This is a genomic window from Streptomyces sp. NPDC020845 (assembly GCF_044334165.1).
Taxonomy (GTDB): Bacteria; Actinomycetota; Actinomycetes; order Streptomycetales; family Streptomycetaceae; genus Streptomyces.
Genome location: NZ_JBIRSJ010000001.1, coordinates 818,216 through 843,037 on the forward strand (window position 1 = coordinate 818,216; position 24,822 = coordinate 843,037).

The window sequence follows — 24,822 nt, forward strand, 5'->3', positions numbered from 1 at the left end:
GGTCGGCGTCCCCGGCGGCCCATATAGCGTTATGGGGCGATCCCCCAGGTCAGCGCACTCGCCAGGCAGGGAGAATGGATGAACAGTTACGACTACGTCGTCGTCGGCGCCGGATCCGCGGGCTGTGTGCTGGCGGCGCGGCTGACGGAAGACCCCGATGTCCGGGTGGTGGTGATCGAGGCCGGCGGCCCCGACACCGCGCAGGAGATCCATATCCCGGCCGCCTTCCCTCAGCTCTTCAAGACCGAGTTCGACTGGGATCTCGACTCCGGCCCGGAGCCGGGGATCGGGGACCGGCGGACCTATCTGCCCCGGGGCAAGGTGCTCGGGGGCTCCAGCTCGATCAACGCGATGATCTATATGCGCGGCAACCGCGCCGACTACGACGGCTGGGCCGCCGCCGGTGCCACCGGATGGTCGTACGACGAGGTGCTGCCGTACTTCCGGCGCTCGGAGGACAACCAGCGCGGCGAGGACGCGTTCCACTCGGTGGGAGGTCCGCTGACGGTCAGCGACAGCAGGTCCCAGCATCCGCTCGCCACGGCGTTCGTCCAGGCAGCCGAGCAAGCGGGATACAAGCGCAACGAGGACTTCAACGGCGAGTCGCAGTTCGGCGTCGGGCGGTTTCAGCTGACCCAGCGCCGCGGTATGCGCTGCAGCACGGCCGTCGCCTATCTGCGCCCGGTCCTGGAGCGGCCGAACCTCACCGTGCTCAGCGCGGCCCGCGCCCACCGCGTGGTGATCGAGGACGGCCGGGCGACGGGGGTGGAGGTGAACCGGGGCGGCACGGTCGAGGTGGTCCGCGCCAACCGTGAGGTCATCCTGTCCGCGGGCACCTACGAGTCCCCGAAGCTGCTGATGCTCTCCGGGGTCGGGCCCGCCGCCACGCTGTCGGCCTTCGGTATCGATGTGGTGCGCGACCTCCCGGTGGGCCACGGACTACAGGACCACTACATGGCGCTGCTGAACTTCCGCACCGGCGTCGAATCCCTGATGAGCGCGGCGAGCCCGGAGAACGCCCAGCTACTCGAGAGCGACGGGCGTGGCCCGCTGACCTGCAACATAGGAGAGGCCGGCGGCTTCTTCGGCAGCCGCGACGGACTGGACGCGCCGGATGTTCAGTTCCACATGGCTCCGGTGCTGTTCCACGAGGAAGGGCTCGGCCCCGTCACCGAACACGGCTTCGCGTTCGGCCCGTGTGTCCTCGCCCCGACCAGCCGCGGCCAGGTCACGCTGCGCTCCCCGCGCCCGGACGCCGCACCCCGGATCGTGCACAACTACCTGACCACGGCCGAGGACCGCGACTGCATCGTGGGCGGCATGCGCATCGCCCTGCGCATCGCGGCCCAGGACGCCCTGACCGAGGTGATCACCGCCCCCTTCGACGTACCGGACAGACACTCCGACGCGGAACTCCTCACCTTCGCCCAGCGGGTCGGGCAGACGCTCTACCATCCGACGTCGACCTGCGCCATCGGCGCGGTGGTCGACCCCGAGCTGCGCGTACTGGACGTGGCGGGTCTGCGGGTCGTCGACGCGTCGGTGTTCCCGACGGTGCCGAGGGGGAACACCAACGCGCCCGTCATCATGGCGGCGGAGAAGGCGGCGGATCTCATCAGGGGAGCCGCGTAGCACCAGGAGATCCGCCCCCACGACCTCACTTTCGGGGCCCGGTCAGCAGTACGGAGGCTGATCGGTCAGCGAAGCCGCCACCCGCATCCAGATGCCGAAGAGCCGGTACAGGCCGGGCAGCGCGCCCTGCGCCTGGACGGTGCGCGTGTCCGTCGAGGTGACCCCGGGAATGCCCAGCAGGGTGGCGGCCACCGAGGCCGACTGCCACCGGACGGCAAGCGCGGACGGCTCCGCCGGTTCGGCCGACTCCGTTGCCACCGACCGAACCGTCCGCGGCGCGGCGAGGGCGGCGGCGACCGCTTCCTCGATCGCCGTACGCGCTTCCCCGGCCGGACGCAGATCCGCCGCGAAGCGGCCGCGCGCGTACTTCACGGCAACGGTGGCGACGGATCCGTCCCACTCCGCCATCTCCGCGCACGCGCTGTCGTCCCCGGTGAGCACCGCCACCGGGACGCCGATGGCCGCCGCGGTGGCATGGGCCAGGCCGATCTCGCCCACGGGCCGGCCGTCCAGCCATATGTCTTCGATCTCGTGGCCCATAAAGCTGTGGCTCAGCACACCGGGTGCGCCGGCCCGCGAGTGGTAGCCGACGCAGACGACGGCGTCGTGCTCGGGGGTGAGGCCTTCGAGCATGCCCATCTGTTTGGTCCTGCCCCGGATGAGCCGGGCCGCCGGGTGCACGGATTCGGGCAGCAGATTGCGCATGCGGCCGTGGGCGTCATTGACGGTGAGGTCGGTGGCGCCGGCGGCGATGGCGCCCCGGATGGCCGCGTTGACGTCCTCCGCCATCATCAGCCGTCCACGCTCGTAGTCCCGTCCGCCGGGCTGGACATCGTCAGCGTCGACGAGCCCCGTGACACCCTCCATGTCCACGCTGAAGTAGATCCGCACGTTCGCACTCCTCACGCTTGATCACGGGGGAGACGCCTGGCGCTCCTCCTCCGGTTCCCGGCCCGCCGGCGGTCGGATTTCTTCAAGACCTCCGGCGGGGCCGGTGCCAGCATGGCCAACGCATCGGGATCGGTCGGCACCACGTCGGAAGAGGGAGTGCAGACATGTCACGATCGAGCGTCGAAGGATTACGGGACTCGCTCAGCGATCAGGGATACGCGCTGGTCGAGCACGTGGGAGGCCAGCGGCAGGCCGTCGAACTGCTCCAGGACCTCGGCCGGTTCGTGCCCCAGTACGGGGGCACCGTCGAGCACGAGGTCGTCTACCGGCCAGGCAACGACGGCCGGGCCTACTCGCAGAGCCGCAACGCCATCCGGCCGCATACCGAGGCACCCGGCTGGCACCCCAGTCCACGCCATCTCGCCCTCTACTGCCACCGGCAGGCCCGCTGCGGTGGCGGCCATACCGATCTGCTGGACTGGAAGCTGCTGGAGAAGCTGCTCGGCCCGGACGATCTCGCTCTGGTGACCGGGCCCCGGGTCAGGTTCCCCGGTCCGGACGGTGGCGAGGGCGTCGTGGCGACCATGGTCGAGGAGGACGGCGACCGTGCCGTGCTGCGCTTCAGCCACAATCTGCTGACGGCGGCCGACTACGACCCGGCCCTGGACGCGGCCACTCCGGCGGAGGAACTTCCCCTGGGACGGGCCGGGGCCGAACTGGCCCTCCGGGTGGCCGAGTTGTTCGACCACTACCGGACGCAGGTGCTCATCCCCGACGACGCGCTGCTGGTGTGGGACAACCAGCGGATGATGCACGCCCGTTCACAGTACGAAGACACCGGCCGCCACCTGACCCGGTACTGGGTGGCCGTCTGACCGCAAGCCACCAGAAGGGCACTTTTGATGACCACGGTCGAAGAGCTCGGCTCCGCGACGCGTACGGTCTCGGGCCGCCGCCTGGCCGCCCTCGTCCGCGAACGATGCCAAGACGCGAATCTGGCGCACGAGGTGGAAGTGGTCAGCCGGGTACTGCCGTTCAAGGTGAGCCACCACGTCATCGATCATCTCGTCGACTGGCAGAGCGCGCCCGACGATCCGCTGTACCGGCTGGTCTTCCCGCACCGCGACATGCTCGACCCCGGACACTTCGGCGCGGTCGAGCGGGCGCTGGGCGATCCGCCCGCGCTGCGCGCGGTCGTGGCCGGGATCCGCGGGGAGCTCAATCCGCACCCGGGGGATCAGCTCACCCGGAACATCCCGCACCACGAGGGCGCCGAGCTGTCGGGCGTCCAGCACAAGTACACGCAGACCGCGCTGGTCTTCCCACGGCACGGCCAGACCTGCCACGCCTACTGTTCCTACTGCTTCCGCTGGGCCCAGTTCGTCGGCGACCCCCAGCTGCGCATGGCCGACGACGGGCCACAGCATGTCATCCGGTATCTGCGCGCCCACCCCGAGGTGACGGATGTGCTGTTCACCGGGGGCGATCCGCTGGTCATGCACTCGGCGCGGCTCAAGCCGTACCTGGACGCACTGCTCGAGCCCGGCCTGGAGCATGTCACCACCGTGCGCATCGGGACCAAGGCGCTCTCCTTCCACCCGGCCCGCCTGGTCGCGGACCCGGACGCGGCGGGGATGCTGCGGCTGCTGGAGGGCGTCGTACGGGCCGGGCGCTCCCTGGCCGTGATGGTCCATGTCTCACACCCGAGGGAACTGCGGCCGGACGTCACCCGGCGCGCCGTGGCCGCGCTGCACGGCATCGGCGCCCAGCTGTGGTCGCAGGCCCCGGTGGTCCGGCATATCAACGACGATCCGCAGGTGTGGGCGGACGCGTGGCGGGCCCAGCTCGCGCTCGGCATCCACCCGTACTACGTCTTCGTCGAGCGGGACACCGGCGCCAGGCGCTATTTCGGACTGCCGCTGCGCCGTGTCCATGAGATCTACCGCGATGCCGTGGCCACCGTGTCCGGGCTCGGGCGCACCGCCCGGGGACCGGTGATGTCCACGGCCGAGGGCAAGGTGGTCGTGGACGGGGTGGCCGAGCTGCCCGGTGGGCCGGCCTTCGTACTGCGCTTCCTCCAGGCCCGCGTCCCGGACCTGGTGGGCAGGCCCTTCCACGCCCGTTTCGACCCGACCGCACAGTGGTGGTCGGACCTGGTGCCGTTCAGCCCGTACGACCGGGCCTTCTTCCCGGTCCGGGACGAGGCGGGGGACGCGGGCGCGCGCCCCGCGGCCCAGGCGGGCCCGCGGTGACCGCGCTCCGGCCGACGGCCGGACCGGCCGCGGGCACCGCCCTGGCCGTGCTGTCCGCCTGTGCCTTCGGCACCGTGGGCACGGCCACCAAGGTCCTGTCCGCGGCTGGGCTGTCGGCGATGGAGATCGCCCAGGCCCGGCTGACCATCGCGGCGCTGCTGCTGCTCGGGTACACGGCCGTCACCCGGCCCAGCCAGCTGCGGGCCACGCGACGCCAGTGGTCGGTGATCGCCGCGCTGGGGCTGTTCTCCTTCGCGGCGCTGCAGACGCTGTGCGGAGTGGCGGTGGCACGGATCCCGGTCGGGGTGTTCGTGGTGCTGCAGTTTCTGTCGCCCGTGGTGGTGCTGGTGTGGCTGCGCTGGGTCCGGCGGGTCCAGCAGCAGCGGCTGGCGTGGGCCGCCGTCGCCGTGGTGGTGGCCGGTCTGCTGCTGGTCGGCGAGGTGTGGTCACGGCTGCGGCTCGACGCCGTCGGCGTACTGGCGGGACTGGGCACGGCGGCCGCGTTGTCCGTCCGGTTCCTGCTGGCGGGCCGCGCCCTGGAACACCGTGATCCGGTCGCGGTGACCGCGCTGGGCATCGCCCTGGGCGCCCTCGCGCTCGACGTCCTGGCTCCGCCCACCGGCTTCCCGTACGCGGCGCTCGCCCGCTCGGTGCACTACGGGCAGGTGAGCGCGCCGGTGTGGGCGGTGGTCCTGTGGGCGGGCATCGTGGCCACCCTTCTCGCCTACCTCAGCGGAATCGCCGCCCAGCGACTGCTCGCCCCGTCCACGGCCAGCCTCCTCGCCACGCTGGAGGTGGTGACCGGGGCGGGTGTCGCCTTCGTGTTCCTCGGCGAGCGGCTGACCGCGGTGCAGTGCACGGGCGTGGTCACCGTGCTGGCGGGAGTCCTGATCGCCCGCCGCGCCATGCGTATGCAGACGGCCCCGGCCCGCACCCTCGCGGGGCGCGACGGTGCGACACCTGTGCGGGGAGAGCCGGTCCCCCAGAATCCGGGAGGAAACTGAACGATGGACGAGCGGTTCACCAGCAACGCCGAGGAAGACGCGCTGGGCAGTGAGCTGTTCAGCGCCGTGGACAGTCCCGTGATCCAGCGGCTGGCGGTCAACTGGGCGCGCCGGGCCACGGTCAAACGCGACGACCCCGGTCTGATCGACATGTTCGACCCAGCCGCGCCCGACTACCCCGAGAGCATCGTCCCGTTCGCCGACCACCCGACCTATCGCGAGCTTGCGCCGGAGCGGCGGCAGGCGGTGCTGACCTGGGCCATGATCGCCCTCAACCGGAACACCGAGTACTCCGAGACCCATGTGGTGAACCCGGCGTTCGACCTCATCCTGCGCGGTGAGTTCCCCGGACTGTGGGGTGAGGCGCTGGAGGTCTCCCTGATGCAGGCCCTGGTCGACGAGCGGTACCACATCCTGATGCACCGCATGGCCAGCGATGTCACCCGAGCCAGGCGCGGGGCGCACTACCGCGAGAAGGAGCTGCCGCTGCCGTACGTCTCCGAGGCGCATCGCGAGCTGACCGAGGGCGCCGAGGAGCGCTGGCAGCGCTCCCTGCTGACGCTGGCGTTCGCCATCACGACGGAGCTGTCCATCGGCGCGTACCTCGAACTCGTCGCCACGGCGTCGGAGATCCAGCCGATGAACATGGCGCTCGCGCGGCTGCACCGGCACGACGAGGTCTGCCACGGCTCCATCAGCGGCGAATTGCTCAAGACGCTGTATCCCCAACTGACCGGGGAGCAACAGCGCTTCCTGCTGGAGTCGTTGGGCGTCGCCCTCAGGGCGTACTCCGCCAACGACTACCGGGCCTGGGAGGCCATCATGCGGCTGGCCGGGGTGCGGGGCGGTGCGGAGATGCTGCGGGACTGCCAGGCCGCCGGCCGTACGGCCCTGCTGCGCGACTACAGCGGTCTGCACCAGGTGCTGAGCGACCTCGATGTGCTGGACGAGATGGACTTCGACTGGTCCGGTCTCAAGATGAGCGGTGAGCTGCCCTATGTCCTCTGAGAACGGAGGCGAGCAGGCCGACCGCGGCGAGTGGGCGGGCATCGCCCCGGAGGCGGCGCGGACCGTCGCGGTGCGCGCGCTCACCGCGCACGGCGTCGACGACGACTCCGCGACGGTGGTCGCCGATGCCCTGGTGGAGACCTCGATGCGCGGCGTCGCCACCCATGGGCTGCGGCTGCTGCCGCGCTACCTCGACGATCTCGCCCGGGGAATCGCCAACGCCGCCCCGCGCATCCGCGTGGTACGGCAGACCGGAGCCACGGCACTGGTCGACGCGGACGCCGCCCTCGGCGTCGTCGCCGGGATCGCGGGTGTCCGGGAGGCGGTGCGGCGGGCGGCCGAACACGGCGTGGCCACCGTGGTCGTGCGCAACTCCAACCACTTCGGGGCCGCCTCGGTCTACAGCCGCGCCATGGCCGCGGCCGGGATGGTCGGCTGGGCGATGACCTCGGCGGCATCCAGGGTCGCCCCGTGCCACGGGCGGACACCGCTGTTCGGGACCAATCCGATCAGCGTCGCCGCGGGCACCGACGGCGAGGAGTTCGCGCTCGACATCGCGACCAGCCAGGTGTGCCAGGGGGAGATCCAGGAGCGCGGGCGGCTGGGCCTTCCCCTGGAGCCGGGCTGGGCCACCGACGCCCGCGGGCACGGCACCCACGACGCGTCCGCCGCGGTGGCACTCTCCCCGCTCGGCGCGTCCGGCGTGGGCCACAAGGGACAGGGCCACGAGGGACAGGGCCACGAGGGACAGGGCCACAAGGGCCAGAGCCACAAGGGCCAGGGGCACAAAGGGCAGGGTCTGGCCATGGCCGTGACCCTGATGACGGCGGTGCTGGCCGATGCCCCCCTGGACTGGGAGCTCGACCACATCGGGCAGTCCCCCGATGGCCGGGGGCGCCGGGTCGCCCACTTCCTGCTGTGCCTGGATCCCGCCGCCTTCGCGGGGCCCGACCCGTTCCGGCGGCGCCTGGCCGACCTGGTCGCCACCACCCGCCGGGCGCCCGCCGCGGGCGCGGATCCGGTCCTCAGCCCCGGGGACCCGGAGCGGCTGCGGGCCGGCGAGGCCGCCCGGTACGGCATTCCGCTGGACCCCGACACGGCGCGGGCCCTGCGCGCGCTCGCCCTGCAGCACGGCGTCGACGCGCCCGTGTCCGCCGCCGACCACAGGAGGGTTCCGTGACGGCCCTGACCGCGGGCGGCTCCATCTGGATGGACGGCCGCCTCGTCCCCTGGGATGCGGCCCAGGTCCATGTCCTCACCCAGTCCCTGCACTACGGCTGGGCCGTCTACGAGGGGATCCGGGTCCACGAGACCGCGGACGGCCCGGCGGTCTTCCGGCTCCGCGACCATCTGGCCCGGCTGACCTGCTCGGCCCGGGTCTGTCTGATGGACATCCCCTATGCCGAGGAGGAGCTGGCGGCCGCCACGGTCGAGCTGGTCAGGGCCGGCGGCGCGGGCCCACGCTATGTGCGGCCGCTGGTCTATCTCGGGTACGGCAGCATGGGCGTCGCCCTGGACCTGTCCGAGGTCCGGGTGGCCATCGCCGCCTGGAGCTGGGAGGAACCGCCCGAGCGCGTCTGGCGCCTGGTCACGAGCGGCTGGCGGCGTAACCACCAGGACGCGATTCCGCCGGTGGCCAAAACCACGGGCGCCTATCTCAACTCCTGCCTCGCCAAGCTCGCCGCGATCCGCGGGGGGTACGACGACGCGGTGCTGCTGACCGCCTCCGGCCATGTCTCCGAATGCTCCGCGGCCAATATCTTCCTCGTGAAGTCCGGTGTGCTCCACACGCCCTCGGTCGAGCAGGGCATCCTGCCGGGGATCACTCGTGCGACCGTCCTCGACCTGGCGCGCGGCGCGGGGATCACGGTGGCGGAGCGGCCGGTGGCCCATGCCGAGCTGTACACCGCGGACGAACTGTTCGTGACCGGCACCGCCACGGGCGTCGTCCCGGTCGAGTCGCTGGACGACCGTCCCACCACCGCGCGGGGTGCCGGCCCGGTCACCACCGTCCTGCGCGACGCCTACCGGCAAGCGGCCGCCGGTCGCCATCCTGCGGCGGCCGACTGGCTCACCCCCGTGGGCGGCTGACGAACACCGCGGGAAACGGCCTTCGGGCCCGGGCGGATGATCCGCCCGGGCCCGAAGGCCGGTGCTCGGGCCGGGCGCATCGTCGCCGGCCCATGTGTTCGTCGGCTCATGCGTCCGTCGGTCGGAAGCCGCGCAGCCGGAGGCTGTTGCCGACCACGAAGACGGAGGAGAAGGCCATGGCGGCTCCGGCGATCATCGGGTTGAGGAGTCCGGAGGCCGCGAGTGGGAGAGCGGCGACGTTGTAGGCGAAGGCCCAGAAGAGGTTGGACCTGATGGTGCCCAGGGTCTTGCGGGAGAGGCGTATCGCGTCCGCCGCGGCCCTGAGGTCGCCGCGTACCAGCGTCAGATCGCCCGCCTCGATGGCGGCGTCGGTGCCGGTGCCCATCGCCAGCCCGAGGTCGGCCTGGGCGAGCGCGGCGGCGTCGTTGACGCCGTCGCCGACCATGGCGACCGAACGGCCCTCGCCCTGCAAACGCTTCACCACGTCCACCTTGTCCTGCGGCATGACCTCGGCGATCACCTGCTCGGGCGCGATACCCACCTCCGCGGCGACCGCCTCGGCGACGGTCGCGTTGTCGCCGGTCAGCAGGAAGGGGGTGAGGCCGAGGGCGCGCAGCCGCCTGATCGCTTCCGGGCTGGTGTCCTTGACGGCGTCCGCCACCTCCAGGACCGCGCGGGCCTCGCCGTCCCAGGCGACCGCGATGGCCGTACGCCCGGTCGCCTCGGCCGCGGCCTTGGCGCGCTCCAGCTCGGCGGGCAGGGAGATGGCCCATTCGGCCAGCAGCTTCTCGCGGCCGACCAGGACCGCGTGCCCCTCGACGATGCCCTGGACGCCGAGGCCGGGGACATTGGCGAAGTCCTCGGGGGAGGGCAGGGCGCCCACCCGGGCGCTGGCGCCGGCGGCGACGGCCTGGGCGATGGGGTGCTCCGAGGAATGTTCCAGGGCGCCCGCGAGCCGCAGGGCGTCGGTGTCGCTCGTGCCCGTCGCGGTGTGCACGGCGAGCAGGGTCATCCGGCCGGTGGTGACGGTGCCGGTCTTGTCCAGGACGATGGTGTCGACCTTGCGCGTGGTCTCCAGGACCTCGGGACCCTTGATCAGGATGCCCAGCTGGGCGCCGCGGCCGGTGCCGACCATGAGCGCGGTCGGGGTGGCCAGGCCCAGGGCGCAGGGGCAGGCGATGATGAGGACGGCGACGGCAGCGGTGAAGGCGGCGGTCAGGCCCGCGCCGTTGCCGAGCCAGAAGCCCAGAGTGCCGAGCGCGAGCGCGATGACGACCGGCACGAAGACCGCGGAGATCTTGTCGGCGAGCCGCTGGGCGGCGGCCTTGCCGTTCTGCGCGTCCTCCACCAGCTTGGCCATACGGGCGAGCTGGGTGTCGGCGCCGACCCGGGTGGCCTCGACGACCAGGCGGCCTCCGGCGTTGAGCGTGGCGCCGGTGACGCTGTCGCCCTCGCCGACCTCGACGGGGACCGACTCCCCGGTGAGCATGGAGGCGTCGACCGCGGACGAGCCCTCGACGACCGTGCCGTCGGTGGCGATCTTCTCCCCGGGACGGACCAGGAACCGGTCGCCGGTCCTGAGCTCGCCGACCGGGATCAGCTCCTCGCGGCCGCCGCGCAGAACGGTGACCTCCTTGGCCCCGAGCTCCATGAGCGCCTTGAGCGCCGCGCCCGCCTTACGCTTCGACCGCGCCTCGAAGTAGCGTCCGGCCAGGATGAAGGCGGTGACCCCGGCCGCGGCCTCCAGGTAGATGTTCCCGGCCCCGTCGGAGCGGGCGATGGTGAGCTCGAAGGGGTGGGTCATACCGGGCGTACCGGCCGTGCCGAAGAACAGGGCCCACACCGACCACAGGAACGCCGCGGCCGTGCCGACGGAGATCAGGGTGTCCATGGTGGCGGCGCCGTGCCGGGCGTTGGTCCAGGCCGCCTTGTGGAAGGGCCAGGCGGCGTAGGTCACCACGGGGGCCGCCAGCGTCAGGGACAGCCACTGCCAGTAGTCGAACTGGAGGGCCGGGACCATCGCCATCGCGATCACGGGGACGGCGAGCACGACCGCGGTGGTCAACCGCTCGCGCAGCGGCCGCAGTTCGTCGAGCGAAGCCTCATCCGTGTCCTCGCCGGGCGCCGAACCGGTGCGCACGGGGTCGCGCTCGGGTTCCCGCGCGGTGTAGCCGGTGGCCTCGACGGTGGCGATCAGATCCTCGACAGCGATGTCGTCCCGGAAGGAGACCTTCGCCTTCTCGGTGGCGTAGTTGACGGTGGCCTCGACCCCGTCCATGCGGTTGAGCTTCTTCTCGATCCGGGCGGCGCACGAGGCGCAGGTCATGCCGCCGATGGCGAGTTCGACCTCGGCGGCACCGGACGTGGTGGTGGTCATGTCTGCTCCTGGCAGCAGGGGACGGGGGCGGGGCCGCGGCTGGGGCGGCCCCGCCCGGGGTGGGACAGATCAGGCGTTCGCGGCGGCCACGCGGCCGGCGAAGCCGTAGCCCGCCTCGTCGACGGTCTTGGCGAGCAGCTGGTCGAACGCCGCATCGGGCTTGGTGGCGGTCGTCACGGTCACCAGTCCGGTGCCGATCTCGACCTCGACGTCCTTGACGTCCTCCAGGGCACCGACGGCCTTGGCGACGACGCCCTGGCAGTGGGCGCTGCCGACGCCCTCGACCCGGTAGCTGGTCGTGGATGTGGTGTGGCAGCTTCCGCCGGGGGTGCAGCAGTCCGACATGGGTGGTCCTCCGTCATCGATCGGTGGATACCCCATCAGGGTATCGGTGACGCCTTTATGTATACCCCCCACCGGTATTGACCACAAGGGCGACCCGGGGTTGACTTGATACCCCCAGGGGGTAACTTGAAGTGTCGATATGCGGCTCCGCCGCGTGGTCGATATGCGGCTCCGCCGCGTGACGTGAAGGCCGCAGGACCGGCGGCCAGGAGACAAGGGATGTGTCATGAAGACCGGACTGCGGATCGCCGCATTCGCCGCCGCGCTCGCCGCCACCTTCGGCACCGCGTACGGCGTGGGCAGCGGAGTCGGCGAGATCTCGCCCGAGCCGGCGAGCGCGGCTCACCAGGGGCATACGGACAGCGCGCGGGGTGCGGGGAGCGAGCACGGCGGAGGAGATGAGCACGGCGGAGAAGATGAGGCCGGAGGCCAGAAGCTCTCCCCGCCCGGGGGCCTGCAGATATCCGAAGGGGGCTACACCCTCGATCTGAAGACCCCGCGGCTCCAGCCGGGCAAGCGCGTCGATCTGCGCTTCACCATCGTGCGGGAGGCGACCGGACGCCCGCTCACCGCCTACGACCGCGAGAACGACAAGGAACTGCACCTGATCGTCGCCTCACGCGCCCTGGCGACATTCCGCCATCTGCACCCGACCCGGGCGGCCGACGGCACCTGGTCCACATCCGTGGCTCTGCCAGAGGCCGGCCCGTACCGGGTCTTCGCCGACTTCACGCCCAAGGGCGGGGAAGGGCTCACGCTCGGCACCGACCTGGCCGTGCCCGGAGCGTACGAGCCGGCGAAGCTGCCCGCGAGCGACACCACGGCCCGCGTCGACGGGTACCAGGTCAAGCTGGCCGGCGGCATGACCCCGGGCAAGAGCAGCGAGCTGACGCTGACCGTCAGCAAGGACGGCAAGCCGGTGCGGGACCTCCAGCCCTACCTCGGCGCCTACGGCCACCTGGTCGCCCTGCGCTCCGGCGACCTCGCCTATCTGCACGTCCACCCCGGTGGCGAGCCCGGAGACGGCAGGACGGAGCCCGGCCCTGAGATCTCCTTCATGGCGACGGCACCGAGCCCGGGCGCGTACCGCCTGTTCCTGGACTTCAAGCACCAGGGCCAGGTCCACACCGCGGCCTTTACCGTCCAAGCCGGCCGGAATACCTCAATTGGATGAGGAGGAATTCGGCCGACTGATGTACCCGGATTTCGGCTAAGCGTACGAAGCTGCAGGCCAGGGCGGCTTCCTAGGCTCTGAGGCATGGAAATTCGCGGCCGCGACCCCAAATCGCGCCGCCGTGTTGCCCCTGTCCCCTCCGGAAGAGCTGAAGCCTTGATGCCTGCTGCCCCCCGAGTACGTCCCGCCACCGACCGGACCGGCCGCCGCCGCCAGCGCATGCTGGGCGCGGCGGTCGCCGCGGCCATTGCCGCGGGTGCCCTGGCGGCACCCGCGGCAATGGCCGCGGACCGCGGCGCCCCGCGCGGCGCCGAGGCGGCCGGTGCGGAGAAGCCCGGCCCCAAGCTCAACACCGGCTCCCCGGTGCGAGTGAACCAGGTCGGCTATCTGACCCACGGCCCCAAGAAGGGCACCGTCGTCACCGACGCCACCAAGCCCCTGACGTGGACCCTGCGGGCCGCCGACGGCACCAAGCGGGCCAGCGGCACCACCACGCCCGCGGGCGTGGACCCGAGCTCCGGGCAGAACGTCCAGACCTTCGACTTCAGCAAGGTCACGGACCAGGGCAAGGGGTACACCGTCAACGTCGACGGGAAGCAGAGCGAGCCGTTCTCCATCAGCGACGACCTCTACAGTTCGCTGCGCCGCGACTCGCTGGAGTACTTCTACCAGAACCGCAGTGGCATCAAGATCGACGCTGATCTCGTCGGCGGCAAGTACGCCCGACCCGCGGGTCATGACAAGGCCGCTCCGCACCGGGGCGACACCGACGTCCCGTGCCAGCAGGGTGTGTGCGACTACCGCCGCAATGTCTCCGGTGGCTGGTACGACGCCGGCGACCAGGGCAAGTACGTCGTCAACGGCGGTATCTCCGTGGCCCAGCTGATGTCGGAGTTCGAACGCACCAAGACCACCAAGGGCGCCGACGCCAAGCCGCTGGGCGACGGCAAGCTCCGGGTGCCCGAGCACGGCAACGGCATCCCTGACATCCTCGACGAGGCCCGCTGGGAGATGGACTTCCTGATGCGTATGCAGGTGCCTCAGGGCAAGCCGCTCGCCGGTATGGCCTTCCATAAGGTGCACGACAAGGAGTGGACCGGCTTCCCGACGCGGCCGGACCAGGACAAGCAGCAGCGCGAGCTGCACACGCCGTCCACCGCCGCCACGCTCAACCTGGCGGCCACCGCCGCTCAGAGCGCCCGCCTCTTCAAGCCCTACGACCCACAGTTCGCCGCCCGGAGCCTGCACGTGGCCAAGACCGCCTGGGCCGCGGCCAAGGCACATCCGAATTTGCTCGCCAGCGACCAGGACTCCACGGGCGGTGGCGCGTACGGCGACAGCGACGTCAGCGACGAGTTCTACTGGGCCGCGTCCGAGCTGTTCATCACCACCGGTGACAACACCTACCGCAAGGCCGTCCTCGACTCTCCGCTGTACGGCGACGTCGACGCGATCTTCCCGCGCACCAGCGCCCTGTCCTGGGCACAGGCCGCGGGCCTCGGACAGCTCGACCTGGCCACCGTGGACAACAAGCTCACCGCCAAGCAGCGCGCCGAGGTGCGCAAGACGGTGATCCGGGCCGCCGACCGCTACGCCGCGTTCTCCGCGAAGTCGGCGTACGGCGTGCCGTACGCGCCGAAGAGCGGCAAGTACGAGTGGGGTTCCAACAGCCAGGTGCTGAACAACATGGTCGTGCTCGCCACGGCACACGATCTGACCGGTAAGACCCGCTACCGTGACGCGGTGCTGCGCGGCATGGACTATCTGCTGGGCGGGAACCCGCTCAACCAGTCCTATGTCACGGGCTACGGCGAACGGGACTCGCACCGCCAGCACCACCGCTTCTGGGCGCACCAGCTCGACGCCAAGCTGCCGAGCCCGTCGCCCGGCACGCTGGCCGGTGGCCCGAACTCCGGTCTTGAGGACCCGGTCGCCCAGAAGAAGCTCAAGGGCTGCGCCCCGGCGATGTGCTACACCGACGACATCATGGCGTTCTCCACCAACGAGGTGACCATCAACTGGAACGCCCCGCTGGCCTGGATCTCGTCGTATGCCGACGATCTGGGCAAGGGCATGGCCTACAAGGGCTGAGCCGGTAAGGGCTGAGCCGGTAAGGGCTGAGCCGGTAAGGGCTGAGCCGGTAAGGGCTCAGTCGGCCACACCACGCCGTCGAGGGCGGTCGCGCACAGTGCGCGGCCGCCCTCGACGCATGAGCGGGGGCGTCAGGAGATGGTGATGGCCAGTTCGTCGTCGGTGAAGGTGCCGTGCGCGGGGTTGATGTCCGTTTCCCCGCCGCGGCCGTCGCAGTTTCGGTCCGGGTTGAACAGCAGATAGGTGCCCGAGGAGCAGCTGATGGCCATCTCGGCGTCGCCGCCCAAAACCACGCTCCCCGACAGATTGGCCCCGCCCTGGACGATGGCGTTGTCCTTGACCACGACGTTGCCGCCGACGGTGGCGCCCGAGTTCACCCAGGACAGGCCCTCGATACGGGCGTTGCCGGTGACGGTGGAGCTGCCGTACACCGCGGCGCGCGGGCCGACGTAGACGCTGGCGGCGACGTTGGCGCGGTTGTCGACCCAGCCACCACCGTTGGAGTGCCAGTGTCCGCCACCTGTGGCGGCGGGCTTCTGGTAGCCCGGCTCAAAGCCGGACGGGATGGCGCCGCTGATCCGGAACTCGTACGGATAGCGGTAGTTCTTGGTGTAGCCGTCGAGGTAGGCGTAGTGGTGCACGGTGCTCGGGGCGCCGGTGACCACCAGGTACACCTCCTTCTCGCCGGGCTGGGTCTGGAAGCTGAGCTGGCCGTCGGCGCTGGTGGAGACGGGACCGTAGCGCGGGGTGCCGTTCTTCACCGCGACAAAGCCGTATGACCAGCCGGACCCGGCGGCCGTGTTGGCATGGCCCTTGAGGTGCAGCTTGATCAGCGCCCCGTCGCTGCTGGGCACCAGCTTGATCTTGTTGTAGCCGTAGTCGGACGGAGCGAGCGGGTCCGGGATGGCGTAGTGGCCGGCGGACTGGGTGACGGCGTTCACCGGGACACCGTTGTAGGCGTTGATGAAGCCCGCGCCGTAGACGTTGTTGATGAACGGCATGATGTGGGACCGGTTGGAGTAGTCGTAGGTGACCTGGCGCTGCGCGTACTCCGCGATCCGCGTGTTCAGCTGGGCCTGGCTGAGGTTGTTGATCCGCCGGTAGACCTCCAGCGGGTGTTCGTTGTTCTTGGCCTGGTTCCAGATGTCGGTGAAGGTCTTCATCCCGCCGTAGCGGTCGACCAGGTACTGCACCAGCATCCAGTTGCCGTAGTGGTGGCGGCTGGAGGAGTAGGCGAGGTTCTCGGTGCGCAGGAGCCGGGTCAGATCGCCCGCGCCCCCGTCCGGGTACACCTGCATCGCCATGTACTCGGCGCCGGTCTCCCAGAACGTCCCGGCCGACGGGTCGGTCAGCCCGGCGCCGCCGCCCTTGCCCATGAAGGTGTAGTTCTGGAACACATGGCCCAGCTCATGGGCCAGTCCCCAGGAGCCGGGCTGGGCCGCGCCGGGGGCGATGTTGATCACGCCGACCTTGCCGTCGGCCTGGCCGCCCGAGGCCCAGGCGTTGAGGTTGCTGTTGTTCCAGGTCTGGGTGACGATCACATCGATCTTGTACTGGGACAGCAGGCCGGTCTCCGGCGTGAACTGCAGCGAGTTGACATAGACGGTGTACAGCCGCTCCAGCTGGCTGAGGATGTCATCGGGGTCGAACCGGTACTGTCCCGAGGCGTTCTTGGGGTCGGTGCCCGACTTCTCTCCCCACAGCAGGATGAAATTGTTCGACTCCTTGGTCCGGTTCTGGGCCCATGGCACCTCGCCGGTCGCCGCCCAACTCGGCGGGATGTACACTGTCTTGGCCGCGGCTGCCGTCGGTGCGTGCGGGCGGGCGGTCGCGGGTGTCACGCCCAGGGCGACGGTGAGCGCCAGCAGCGCCGCCGCCGCGATCAATTGTCGCGGCCATGTCAATAATGGGGATCTCATGCCCGATCCTCCGTTTCCGATGGGGTTCCCGTGGGGTGTGAGGGAATAGTGTCACGGGAGCGCTCCCACGGCCATGGCCGCACCTATGGCCAAACCGGTCGAAGACCCGGTCGGCGCCTACAACCATTCAACCCCCTCGCATGTCACCTAGATGACGCAAAAAGCGTCCAGGGGTAATAAGGGGGATACATGAAGCTTTCTCGCTATATGGCCGCCACCGCGGTGCTGGCCTCCGCCGTCGCGGGCACCGCGGCCCTGGCTCCGCAGGCCACGGCCGCCACCAGGGCCGCGTACAACGGGGTCTGCGGCAGTGGCTACAAGGTGGTGAATTCGGCGCCGATCGGCCAGAAGGGCACCGTCTACCTGACGTACAACTCCGCGAAGGGCACCAACTGCGTGGTGACCGTGCGGAACACCACGGGCGCCCCGGTCTCGATGTTCGCCTACCTCTATGCGAACGGTGGCGAGCCGCAGGAGGACAACGGTATGTACAGGTCCTACGCGGGGCCCGTGTACACCTATGCGCGCGGGAAGTGCGTGGACTGGGCCGGCGGTATCGACAACCAGTCCACCTGGACGTACGGGAGCAACTGCGGATCGCTGAGGGAGCACCGGGTGACCAAGGGCTGGTGACCGGCGGCCGGTTCGCCGCCAGGGCCGATGCCTTCGCGCAACCGCGCGGTCGGGTGGGGTGGTACGTTCCGACCGGCACCCCTGTGGTGTCACGACCCTGCCCCCTGCGGAAAGGCTCTGACTGTGGCGGCCAGCCTCTCGGACGGCTTGAAGAAGTACCTCGACGAATCGCGTGCGTTCGTGACCGTGGCGACCATCTCGCCGGACGGTCGCCCGCATCTGACGGTCGTCTGGGTCATCCGCGATGGTGACGACCTGTTGTTCTCCACGACCGTGGACCGGCTGCAGGGCAAGAACCTCCACCGTGACCCGCGGATAACCCTGATGGTCAACCCGCCGGAGAACCCGTACACCTACGCCGAGATCCGCGGCACCGCCACCCTCGCCCCGGACGGCGACAAGGAAGTGCTGAACAAACTGTCGCTGAAGTACACGGGCAAGGACTACGCCACCTTCAACCCGTCCTCCAAGGACGACGGTGAGCGGGTCATCGTGCGGGTCACCCCGGCCAAGGTCGTGGGCCGGCTCTGAAACACCGCACCCCCCGCGTCCCGCCGAGCGGCCCGCTGCCGCTCGGACGGGCGCGGGGGGTGTTCCCGCGCTCAGCGTCCCCGCAGGGCGGCCAGCGTGGCGTCGAGGTCGGCGGGGCGGGGCCGGTTGTGGGGGAGTCTGGCGAGGAGCGCGGCCATGCCGCAGGTGTTGGTGAGCGCCGAGAACACCAGCCCTCCCGCGATCCCCGCCGAGACCAGCTGCCAGGCCGGGTGCAGCAGACCGAGGCCCAGACCGGTCAGTACGACGGCCCCGGCGGTGAAGCGGACCTGACGCTCCATGCTCCAGGTGGCGCGGGAGGCGGTTTCGGGGCGGTGCAGCTCATGGCCGCGGTCCGCCCAGGCGCTGGTCCCCCCGGTCAGGGTCACGGCGGCCACCCCGTGCTCGGCGAGCGTCCGGCACGCCTTCGCGGAGCGTGCGCCGGACGCGCAGACCAGGAGTATGCCGCCCCTCCCGGCGGCCTCCTCGATCGCGGGCAGGGCGCGGCCGAGTTGGTCCAGGGGGATGTTGTGGGCGCCGGGCAGATGTCCCGTGGCGTACTCGCCCGGTGTGCGGACATCGATGACCGTGAGGTCGTGCAGACTGGCGCGGGCCTGGTCGGCGGTGCAGGTGTCGGGAGCGTTCATGGTGGTGCACATCCTGAGGGTTGTCGACGGTGCCCCATGCGGAGGGTAAATTACCCCTAGGGGTATTGTGGAGGTGTTTTCGTGGAACTGGATCTCGCCGGCGCGGAGCTGAAGGCCGTACTGAACCGGCTGCGGCGTGCTCAGGGGCAGATCTCCGGTGTGATCCGGATGATCGAGGAGGGGCGGGACTGCGAGGACGTCGTCACTCAGCTCGCCGCCGCGTCGCGCGCCTTGGACCGGGCGGGCTTCGCCATCATCGCCACCGGTCTGCAGCAGTGTCTGACCGACGTCGAGGCGCGTGGAAACGCGGACGAGGACCGGGATCAGATGCGCGCCAGGCTGGAGAAGCTGTTTCTCTCCCTCGCCTGACGCTCATACGATCACGTCGATCAGCATGAGCGCCGCCACGGCCAGCAGCACCGAGGCGAAGACCCGCCGGAGCACATCACCGGAGACCTTGGCCGCGAGGCGTTTCCCGTCCCAGGCGCCGAGGACCGCGGTCCCGGCGAAGGGCGCGAGGACCGCCCAGTCGATGCCGTGGGCGCTGCCGCCGCGGGCGAGCAGCGCGGCCAGCGAGTTGGCGGTGATGACCAGCAGGCTGGTGCCGACTGCGGCCCGCATCCGCAGGCCGAGCGCGCCCACCAGGGCCGGTACGGCGAGAAAGCCGCCGCCCACGCCCAGGACGCCCGTCACGGCGCCGAGCCCGGCCCCGGCCCCGGCGGCCCGGCCCGGTCGTACCGGTCGGCTGCCCTCCTCTTGGGGCGCGTGCCGGAACATGCGCAGCGCCGCGACGGCCGCGACGAGGGCGAACGCCCCGGTCAGCAGGGAGGGCGGCAGATGGCCGGCGGCCAGTCCGCCCAGGGCCGCGGGCAGCAGGCCCGCGGCCGCGAAGAGCGCCCCCGTACGCCAGCGGACGTTGCCGTCGCGTGCGTGTGCGTACAGCGCGGTGGCGGAGGTGACGGTGACAATGATCAGACTCGCCGTGGTGGCCGCGGCGGGGGTGAAGCCGAGCAGATAGATCAGAGCGGGGACTGCCAGCACGCTGCCGCCGCCTCCGAGGGCGCCCAGCGCGAGGCCGATGACGGCCCCGGCGGCCAGGGCGAGGAGCGCGGTACTCACGCTGTCCGGCCGCCGTCGCCCGCCACCGCGTTGTTGTTGTCGCCCGCGCCGCCCGCCACCGCGCTGCCGTCGCCCGGGCCGGCCACCACCGGCAGGCCCGCCTCGGCCCAGGCCCCCATCCCGCCGGTGACGTCCACCGCGTCGATGCGGCGCCCGACGAGCAGTTCGACCGCCTGCCGGGAGCGGTTGCCGGTACGGCAGATCACCACGAGCGGGCGGCCCTGGATGCCCTGGGGCAGTGGCGCCCCGGCCGTCAGCGCGGACAGTGGCGCGTGCACCGCGCCGGGCGCGTGTCCGGCGGCCCACTCCTCCGGCTCGCGCACATCCAGCAGCACCGCGTCGCCGTCCAGTCCGGTGCGGGTCCGGGCCTGCTCCGCGGTGATCCGCGCAGGGGCACCGCCAGGGACGCCTGATACGTCCGAGACTCCGGAGACGACCGGCAGACCGGCCTCGCGTGCGGCGTCGAACCCGTCTTCCACGGCGACGACGGACCGGCCGGCGGCGTCCAGCAGCGAGGCGGCGATGGCGGCCCGCATGCCCCCGGCGCAGTGCACCCACACGGTGCCCGCCGGGATCTCCGCGAGCCGGTCCCGCAGCTGGTGTACGGGGATGTGCAGCGAACCCGCGATGTGCTCCCGGCCGCGCTCGGACTCCCGGCGGACATCGAGGACGACCGTCCCCCGGTCCGCGGCCCGGGCGGCGAGCTCGGCGAAGGTGGCGCGCGGGAAGGAGCGTGGCCGCTCCCCGTCCCGCAGCCATGCCGCGAGTGGGCCGGTGGCGGCGGCAGCGGGCCGGTCGATGCCGACGCGGACGAGTTCGCGCTGGGCGGCGGCCAGTTGCTCGGGCGACTCGGCGAGCAGGGTGACCGGCTTGCCCCAGGGGAGCAACCAGGCCAGATAGGTGGCGAGTTGACCGTCGGCCGCGAAGTTGAAGGTGCCGCCGACATGGCCCTCGGCGAAGGCGACGCGGTTGCGGAGGTCGACGACCCATTCACCGGCCGCCAGGCGCGCGGCTATCTCGTCGGCGTCCGCGCGTGCGGGCGGGGTCAGATCGACGGGCGCCGGTCCGGCGGCGTTGGCCGGGCCCATGTGCGCGTAGTACGCGGGTATGTCGTCGAGGCCGGACAGCAGCCTGGCGACAAAGGTGTCGGCGTCCTCGGTGACCGCCTCGTTGGTGGCGCGCTGCTCGCCGATCGTCGTCGCGTCGCCCGCGGCCGGCCCGGAGGAGCAGAAGCTTCCGAAGCCATGGGTGGGCAGTACGGCGGTCTCGTCCGGCAGCTCGGCGGCGAGCCTGTGGACGGACGCGTGCTGGGCCCGGGCCAGCCGTTCGGTCAGCCGCGGTTCGACCAGATCCGGACGCCCGACCGTACCGATGAGCAGCGACCCACCGGTGAAGACGGCCATCGCCCGCCCGGCCTCCTCCAGCACGTACGCGGTGTGGTGCGGGGTGTGGCCGGGCGTGGCCAGCGCGCGCAGCGCCAGCCCGTCGCCGATGTCCACGGTGTCCCCGTCGCCGACCGGCACCCGCTCATAGGCCACCCGGGCCCCGGCGGGGACCAGGTAGGCGGCGCCGGTGAGCCGGGCGAGCTCCAGGCCGCCGGTCACGTAGTCGTTGTGCACATGCGTCTCGACCACATGGGAGATGCGCACTCCCCGTCGAGCGGCCATGGCGATGATCCGGTCGATGTCACGCGGCGGGTCGACCACCACGGCCGCTTCGCGGCCGCCGGCCAGATAGCCGCGGTTTCCCAGCCCTGGCACGTCCACGGTGTCGATGAAGAACACGAGCATGCTCCCTTCGTCTCTCATTTACCCCCGGGGGTATGTGGCCGACCTTAGCAGAATTACCCCCGGGGGTATCTGGGGGATGTGCTAGCTCAAGAAAGCGCTGTCTCTTCCTTGAGTGATGAGATCCAAGAAATGACAACCGACGGGCACAATGCGCCAGTGAGCCAACGGTGTTCGGCGGAAGGCATGCGTGATGCCTTGACAGGGGCGGCTGAGAGCGCTTTCTATGACTCGGCCGCAGCGCGGCAACCATCCCGAGGAAGGGGTCGACGATGACACCTACGCACTCAGCCAGACGCGCCAGACGCGCCGGACGCGGCCGGCTGCTCGGCCCGCTCGTCGCGGTCGCCCTGGGCGCGCTCCCGCTGCTCGGGCCGCCCGCCACCGCCCGGGCCGACGACCCGCCGGGCGGAATCACGTACTACGTGGACTCGCGCGCGGGGAACGACAGCGCTTCGGGCACCAGCGCCGCCACGCCCTGGCGGAGCCTCGATCAGGTCAACCGGACGACGTTCCGGCCCGGCGACCGCATCCTGCTCAAGGCCGGCGGCTCATGGCAGGGGCAGCTGTGGCCCAAGGGGTCGGGCGCGGAGCACCGGCCGATCGTGATCGGCGACTACGGCAAGGGGCCGAAGCCGAGAATCGAGGGGGTTGGGCGGGTCGATGACGCGGTCCGTCTGTTCGACCAGGAGTACTGGGAGATCCGCGACCTCGACGTCAGCAACGCCGTCCCCGCCACCGGCACACCCGGCGAGAACCTGCGCGATCTGCGCGGCATCCATGTGTCGGGGGACGATGCGCGGCGGCTCGACCACTTCGTCATCGAGCGGGTCGACGTCCACGACGTCACGGGCGAGGTGAACTGGATCAGCGGCAGCGTCTCGAACAACGCTCCGGGAATCCACTTCAAGACGGGCTGGGACGGCTCGAAGAAGACCGGCGGCATCATCTTCGACACCACCGTGCCCGACATCACCGCGCCGCCCGCCACCCCGACCGTCCTCAACGACATCGAGGTGCGGCACTCCACGGTGCGCAACACCTCGTTCGCCGGGATCGTGGTGAAGCAGTACACGGGTGACGGGAAGGACGCGAACGGCAACACCATCGCCACCCCGACCGGCTGGGGCACCCGCACCTCGGCCACCGACACCACCTTCACCCCGCACACCAAGGTGACCATCCGGGACAACTACATCACCCAGGCCGGTACGGCCTACGGCTGCAACGGGATTTATCTGACCAATGTGCGAGGCGCCCTGGTCGATCACAACGTGGTCGACGCGACGGGGACCTCGGGCATCGAGACGTACTACTCCGACGATGTGGTGATCCAGCGCAACGAGGTGTACCGGACGCAGCAGAAGGCCGGGGGCGCCGACTCCAACGGCATCGACGCGGACAAGGGCACCACACGGGTCGTCATCCAGTACAACTTCGTGCACGACAACGGAGACGGCTTCCTGCTCTGCCAGTTCGCGTTCGGCGATGTCGTGGTCCGCTACAACATCGTCAGCGGAAACTCCCGGTACCCCATCTATCTGCACTCCGACAAGGCGGCCACCGCGGAGGTCCACAACAACACCGTGTACAACGCCACGAGCCGCTATGTGGTGTACGGCTACGGGGCCTCCCTGGCCGCCCGGTACGACCTTCACGACAATGCCTTCTACTCGTCGGTCGCCGACGCGTCCCTGACCACCAGCCCGACCATCACCTACGGCCGCAACTTCTACGGCGGCGCCACGCTGCCCGTCCCCGCGACCGACACCGCCGCCCGCACGGGCGACCCGCTGTTCCGCAACCCGGCCGTCTCGGGCCCTTACGGCACGGCCGCCACCGGACCGCAGCTCAGCACGGCCCTGGGCTTCGCCCCGGCCAAGGGGTCACCGCTGATCGACGGCGGCGCGGCCACCCCGGACAACGGCGGCCGTGACTACATCGGCACGCGGCTCTACCAGGGCGCCCCGGACACCGGCGCCGTCGAGTACCGGCAGTGACGGCCGTGCCCGGCCGGTGGCGGAACCGCCGGCCGGGCACGCCACACCGGGTACTGGCGAACACACCGCACCAGGTGCTGGTAAAGAGGGGAAGGTGACCCATGACCACCCCGCATCCGCCCCGCGCGTGCAGCCCGGCCGAACCCGTGACCGGTGGCGCTCCGTACGAGCGGATCTGAACCGGCGCCGGTCCGAGCTGACCGCCCGCGCCGCCGAAGCCTTGCCCGCCCACCGGCGGGTGGCCGGCACACCTCTGCTCGCCCGGCCGGGGTGGATCCCCGACCGGCCCGTACCGCTGGAGCGGGTGCGGCTGGTGTGGACCGGCGAGACCCCCGCCACTCCGGTGGACGGGCACAGCCCCGCGCTCGACCCCATCCGGCCGCTGCGCGACGACGGCACACCGTACGCCTCGTACGCCGAGGCCGTCGGTGAGCTGGCGCGCCCCCGCCTCTTCGAAAACCGCGCGTGTTACCGGCTGCTCCAGGTGAGGGGCGATGGCGCAGTCACGCTCACCTTCGGCCGCGGCCACTACTTCGATGTCATCGACATCTGCGAGGCCGCGGCGCATGAATTCGCCGCGGCGAACCCTGCGGGCACCGGCCGGGCCCCGGACCCGGTCCGCACGCCGTTCCGCGCCCTCATCGGCGACCCGACCGATCTGACCGCCCGCCCGGTCATGGCGGGCATCAGCACTCTCGTCCTGCGCCACGACCCGGGCCCCGCCCCGGGGGACAGCACTGCCGAATTCATCCTCCACTGGCGCGATCCGGCGAAGGTCGCCACCGCGGGCGGGCTCCACCAGGTGACGCCGGTCGGCATGTTCCAGCCGTCCCACGACGCCCCCTGGAACGAGGCCAACGACTTCGGTCTGTGGCGCGCGATCGTCCGGGAGCTCAGCGAGGAACTGCTGGGCACGAGCGAGGACTACGGCAGCGACACCGCGCCCATCGACTACGACGCGTGGCCCTTCAACCGGGCCCTGGGCGACGCCCGCGCCTCGGGCGCGGCGAGTGTCCACTGGCTGGGGCTCGGCGTGGACCCGCTCACGTTCGTCATCGACATGCTCACCGTGCTCGTCCTGGACGCCGAGGTCTTCGACGGGCTCTTCCAGGACCTGGCCGCGACGAACGACGAAGGACATCTCGTCGGCGTCGAGGACGGTACCGGCCGCTCGATGGGCGTGCCCTTCCGGGCCGACCACATCGAACGGCTCACGACGGTGGAACCCATGCAGCCCGCCGGGGCCGCCCTGCTCAGGCTCGCCTCGCTGCACCGGGACGCGCTGCTGGGACGGGCCTGACCCGACCCGCCCCAGCAGACACCA

21 protein-coding genes are annotated in these 24,822 nt (G+C 71.1%); 14 read left to right on the forward strand and 7 right to left on the reverse strand.

The window, feature by feature from the left end:
- Positions 1-78: 78 nt before the first annotated feature.
- Positions 79-1,632 (forward strand): GMC family oxidoreductase, encoded by a 1,554-nt coding sequence (locus ACH4U7_RS02775; RefSeq protein WP_398526216.1) that lies wholly within the window; start codon positions 79-81, stop codon positions 1,630-1,632.
- 42 nt (positions 1,633-1,674) lie between these two features.
- Here ACH4U7_RS02775 and ACH4U7_RS02780 read toward each other — a convergent pair whose 3' ends face one another.
- Entirely contained in the window at positions 1,675-2,523 is an 849-nt protein-coding gene (locus ACH4U7_RS02780) for a M55 family metallopeptidase (protein ID WP_398526217.1), read from the reverse strand.
- 164 nt (positions 2,524-2,687) lie between these two features.
- Here ACH4U7_RS02780 and ACH4U7_RS02785 point away from each other — a divergent pair, with 164 nt between their 5' ends.
- The 6 genes from ACH4U7_RS02785 to ACH4U7_RS02810 are packed head-to-tail and all read left to right on the forward strand — an operon-like array spanning position 2,688 to position 8,878.
- A complete protein-coding gene (locus ACH4U7_RS02785; protein ID WP_398526218.1) occupies positions 2,688-3,398 on the forward strand; it encodes a TauD/TfdA family dioxygenase in 711 nt (236 codons plus the stop codon).
- Positions 3,399-3,425: 27 nt separating this feature from the next.
- Positions 3,426-4,775, forward strand: a complete 1,350-nt coding sequence (locus ACH4U7_RS02790) for a KamA family radical SAM protein (RefSeq protein ID WP_398526219.1) — start codon at positions 3,426-3,428, stop codon at positions 4,773-4,775.
- The gene (locus tag ACH4U7_RS02795) at positions 4,772-5,779 is read left to right on the forward strand and encodes an EamA family transporter (RefSeq protein ID WP_398526220.1); all 1,008 of its coding nucleotides are present in this window, start codon (positions 4,772-4,774) and stop codon (positions 5,777-5,779) included. The genes ACH4U7_RS02790 and ACH4U7_RS02795 overlap by 4 nt, the downstream gene beginning before the upstream one ends.
- A 3-nt stretch (positions 5,780-5,782) precedes the next feature.
- Entirely contained in the window at positions 5,783-6,787 is a 1,005-nt protein-coding gene (locus ACH4U7_RS02800; RefSeq protein ID WP_398526221.1) for a diiron oxygenase, read from the forward strand.
- Complete coding sequence (locus tag ACH4U7_RS02805; protein ID WP_398526222.1) at positions 6,777-7,967, forward strand: Ldh family oxidoreductase; 1,191 nt, start codon at positions 6,777-6,779, stop codon at positions 7,965-7,967. Before ACH4U7_RS02800 ends, ACH4U7_RS02805 begins: the two co-directional genes overlap by 11 nt.
- Positions 7,964-8,878, forward strand: a complete 915-nt coding sequence (locus ACH4U7_RS02810) for a branched-chain amino acid transaminase (RefSeq protein ID WP_398526223.1) — start codon at positions 7,964-7,966, stop codon at positions 8,876-8,878. The genes ACH4U7_RS02805 and ACH4U7_RS02810 overlap by 4 nt, the downstream gene beginning before the upstream one ends.
- Before the next feature lie 106 nt (positions 8,879-8,984).
- On the opposite strand, the gene ACH4U7_RS02815 is transcribed toward ACH4U7_RS02810, so the two are convergent.
- Both ACH4U7_RS02815 and ACH4U7_RS02820 read right to left on the reverse strand, forming a co-directional pair.
- Complete coding sequence (locus tag ACH4U7_RS02815) at positions 8,985-11,255, reverse strand: heavy metal translocating P-type ATPase (protein WP_398526224.1); 2,271 nt, start codon at positions 11,253-11,255, stop codon at positions 8,985-8,987.
- A gap of 69 nt (positions 11,256-11,324) precedes the next feature.
- Positions 11,325-11,600, reverse strand: a complete 276-nt coding sequence (locus ACH4U7_RS02820) for a heavy-metal-associated domain-containing protein (RefSeq protein WP_398526225.1) — start codon at positions 11,598-11,600, stop codon at positions 11,325-11,327.
- 226 nt (positions 11,601-11,826) lie between these two features.
- On the opposite strand from ACH4U7_RS02820, the gene ACH4U7_RS02825 reads away from it, so the two are divergent.
- Positions 11,827-12,774, forward strand: coding sequence for a hypothetical protein (locus ACH4U7_RS02825; RefSeq protein WP_398526226.1), 948 nt, complete (start codon positions 11,827-11,829; stop codon positions 12,772-12,774).
- A gap of 219 nt (positions 12,775-12,993) precedes the next feature.
- Positions 12,994-14,865: a glycoside hydrolase family 9 protein gene (locus ACH4U7_RS02830; protein WP_398526449.1), complete on the forward strand. Its 1,872-nt coding sequence runs from the start codon at positions 12,994-12,996 to the stop codon at positions 14,863-14,865.
- Between the two features lie 131 nt (positions 14,866-14,996).
- On the opposite strand, the gene ACH4U7_RS02835 is transcribed toward ACH4U7_RS02830, so the two are convergent.
- Positions 14,997-16,784: a DUF6055 domain-containing protein gene (locus ACH4U7_RS02835; protein ID WP_398526227.1), complete on the reverse strand. Its 1,788-nt coding sequence runs from the start codon at positions 16,782-16,784 to the stop codon at positions 14,997-14,999.
- A 189-nt stretch (positions 16,785-16,973) separates the two neighbouring features.
- On the opposite strand from ACH4U7_RS02835, the gene ACH4U7_RS02840 reads away from it, so the two are divergent.
- Together ACH4U7_RS02840 and ACH4U7_RS02845 are read left to right on the forward strand one after the other, a co-directional pair.
- Positions 16,974-17,417 (forward strand): spore-associated protein A, encoded by a 444-nt coding sequence (locus ACH4U7_RS02840; protein WP_398526228.1) that lies wholly within the window; start codon positions 16,974-16,976, stop codon positions 17,415-17,417.
- A 123-nt stretch (positions 17,418-17,540) separates the two neighbouring features.
- The gene (locus ACH4U7_RS02845) at positions 17,541-17,948 is read left to right on the forward strand and encodes a PPOX class F420-dependent oxidoreductase (protein ID WP_398526229.1); all 408 of its coding nucleotides are present in this window, start codon (positions 17,541-17,543) and stop codon (positions 17,946-17,948) included.
- A 71-nt stretch (positions 17,949-18,019) separates the two neighbouring features.
- On the opposite strand, the gene ACH4U7_RS02850 is transcribed toward ACH4U7_RS02845, so the two are convergent.
- A complete protein-coding gene (locus ACH4U7_RS02850; protein WP_398526230.1) occupies positions 18,020-18,592 on the reverse strand; it encodes a rhodanese-like domain-containing protein in 573 nt (190 codons plus the stop codon).
- An 81-nt stretch (positions 18,593-18,673) separates the two neighbouring features.
- Between ACH4U7_RS02850 and ACH4U7_RS02855 the strand changes: the two genes are divergently transcribed.
- Entirely contained in the window at positions 18,674-18,961 is a 288-nt protein-coding gene (locus ACH4U7_RS02855; RefSeq protein WP_014174404.1) for a metal-sensitive transcriptional regulator, read from the forward strand.
- 3 nt (positions 18,962-18,964) lie between these two features.
- On the opposite strand, the gene ACH4U7_RS02860 is transcribed toward ACH4U7_RS02855, so the two are convergent.
- Entirely contained in the window at positions 18,965-19,711 is a 747-nt protein-coding gene (locus ACH4U7_RS02860; RefSeq protein WP_398526231.1) for a sulfite exporter TauE/SafE family protein, read from the reverse strand.
- Entirely contained in the window at positions 19,708-21,501 is a 1,794-nt protein-coding gene (locus ACH4U7_RS02865) for a rhodanese-like domain-containing protein (RefSeq protein ID WP_398526232.1), read from the reverse strand. The genes ACH4U7_RS02860 and ACH4U7_RS02865 overlap by 4 nt, the downstream gene beginning before the upstream one ends.
- Before the next feature lie 269 nt (positions 21,502-21,770).
- Here ACH4U7_RS02865 and ACH4U7_RS02870 point away from each other — a divergent pair, with 269 nt between their 5' ends.
- The gene (locus ACH4U7_RS02870; RefSeq protein ID WP_398526233.1) at positions 21,771-23,498 is read left to right on the forward strand and encodes a right-handed parallel beta-helix repeat-containing protein; all 1,728 of its coding nucleotides are present in this window, start codon (positions 21,771-21,773) and stop codon (positions 23,496-23,498) included.
- Between the two features lie 94 nt (positions 23,499-23,592).
- Complete coding sequence (locus ACH4U7_RS02875) at positions 23,593-24,798, forward strand: XRE family transcriptional regulator (protein WP_398526234.1); 1,206 nt, start codon at positions 23,593-23,595, stop codon at positions 24,796-24,798.
- Positions 24,799-24,822 lie beyond the last annotated feature (24 nt).

Bases quoted from the DNA above. Each gene is read 5' to 3' on its own strand.
- ACH4U7_RS02775 (WP_398526216.1), top strand. From the start codon at position 79: ATGAACAGTTACGACTACGTCGTCGTCGGCGCCGGATCCGCGGGCTGT.
- ACH4U7_RS02785 (WP_398526218.1), top strand. From the start codon at position 2,688: ATGTCACGATCGAGCGTCGAAGGATTACGGGACTCGCTCAGCGATCAG.
- ACH4U7_RS02790 (WP_398526219.1), top strand. From the start codon at position 3,426: ATGACCACGGTCGAAGAGCTCGGCTCCGCGACGCGTACGGTCTCGGGC.
- ACH4U7_RS02800 (WP_398526221.1), top strand. From the start codon at position 5,783: ATGGACGAGCGGTTCACCAGCAACGCCGAGGAAGACGCGCTGGGCAGT.
- ACH4U7_RS02805 (WP_398526222.1), top strand. From the start codon at position 6,777: ATGTCCTCTGAGAACGGAGGCGAGCAGGCCGACCGCGGCGAGTGGGCG.
- ACH4U7_RS02815 (WP_398526224.1), bottom strand. From the start codon at position 11,255: ATGACCACCACCACGTCCGGTGCCGCCGAGGTCGAACTCGCCATCGGC.
- ACH4U7_RS02820 (WP_398526225.1), bottom strand. From the start codon at position 11,600: ATGTCGGACTGCTGCACCCCCGGCGGAAGCTGCCACACCACATCCACG.
- ACH4U7_RS02825 (WP_398526226.1), top strand. From the start codon at position 11,827: ATGAAGACCGGACTGCGGATCGCCGCATTCGCCGCCGCGCTCGCCGCC.
- ACH4U7_RS02830 (WP_398526449.1), top strand. From the start codon at position 12,994: ATGCTGGGCGCGGCGGTCGCCGCGGCCATTGCCGCGGGTGCCCTGGCG.
- ACH4U7_RS02835 (WP_398526227.1), bottom strand. From the start codon at position 16,784: ATGAGATCCCCATTATTGACATGGCCGCGACAATTGATCGCGGCGGCG.
- ACH4U7_RS02840 (WP_398526228.1), top strand. From the start codon at position 16,974: ATGAAGCTTTCTCGCTATATGGCCGCCACCGCGGTGCTGGCCTCCGCC.
- ACH4U7_RS02850 (WP_398526230.1), bottom strand. From the start codon at position 18,592: ATGAACGCTCCCGACACCTGCACCGCCGACCAGGCCCGCGCCAGTCTG.
- ACH4U7_RS02865 (WP_398526232.1), bottom strand. From the start codon at position 21,501: ATGCTCGTGTTCTTCATCGACACCGTGGACGTGCCAGGGCTGGGAAAC.
- ACH4U7_RS02870 (WP_398526233.1), top strand. From the start codon at position 21,771: ATGACACCTACGCACTCAGCCAGACGCGCCAGACGCGCCGGACGCGGC.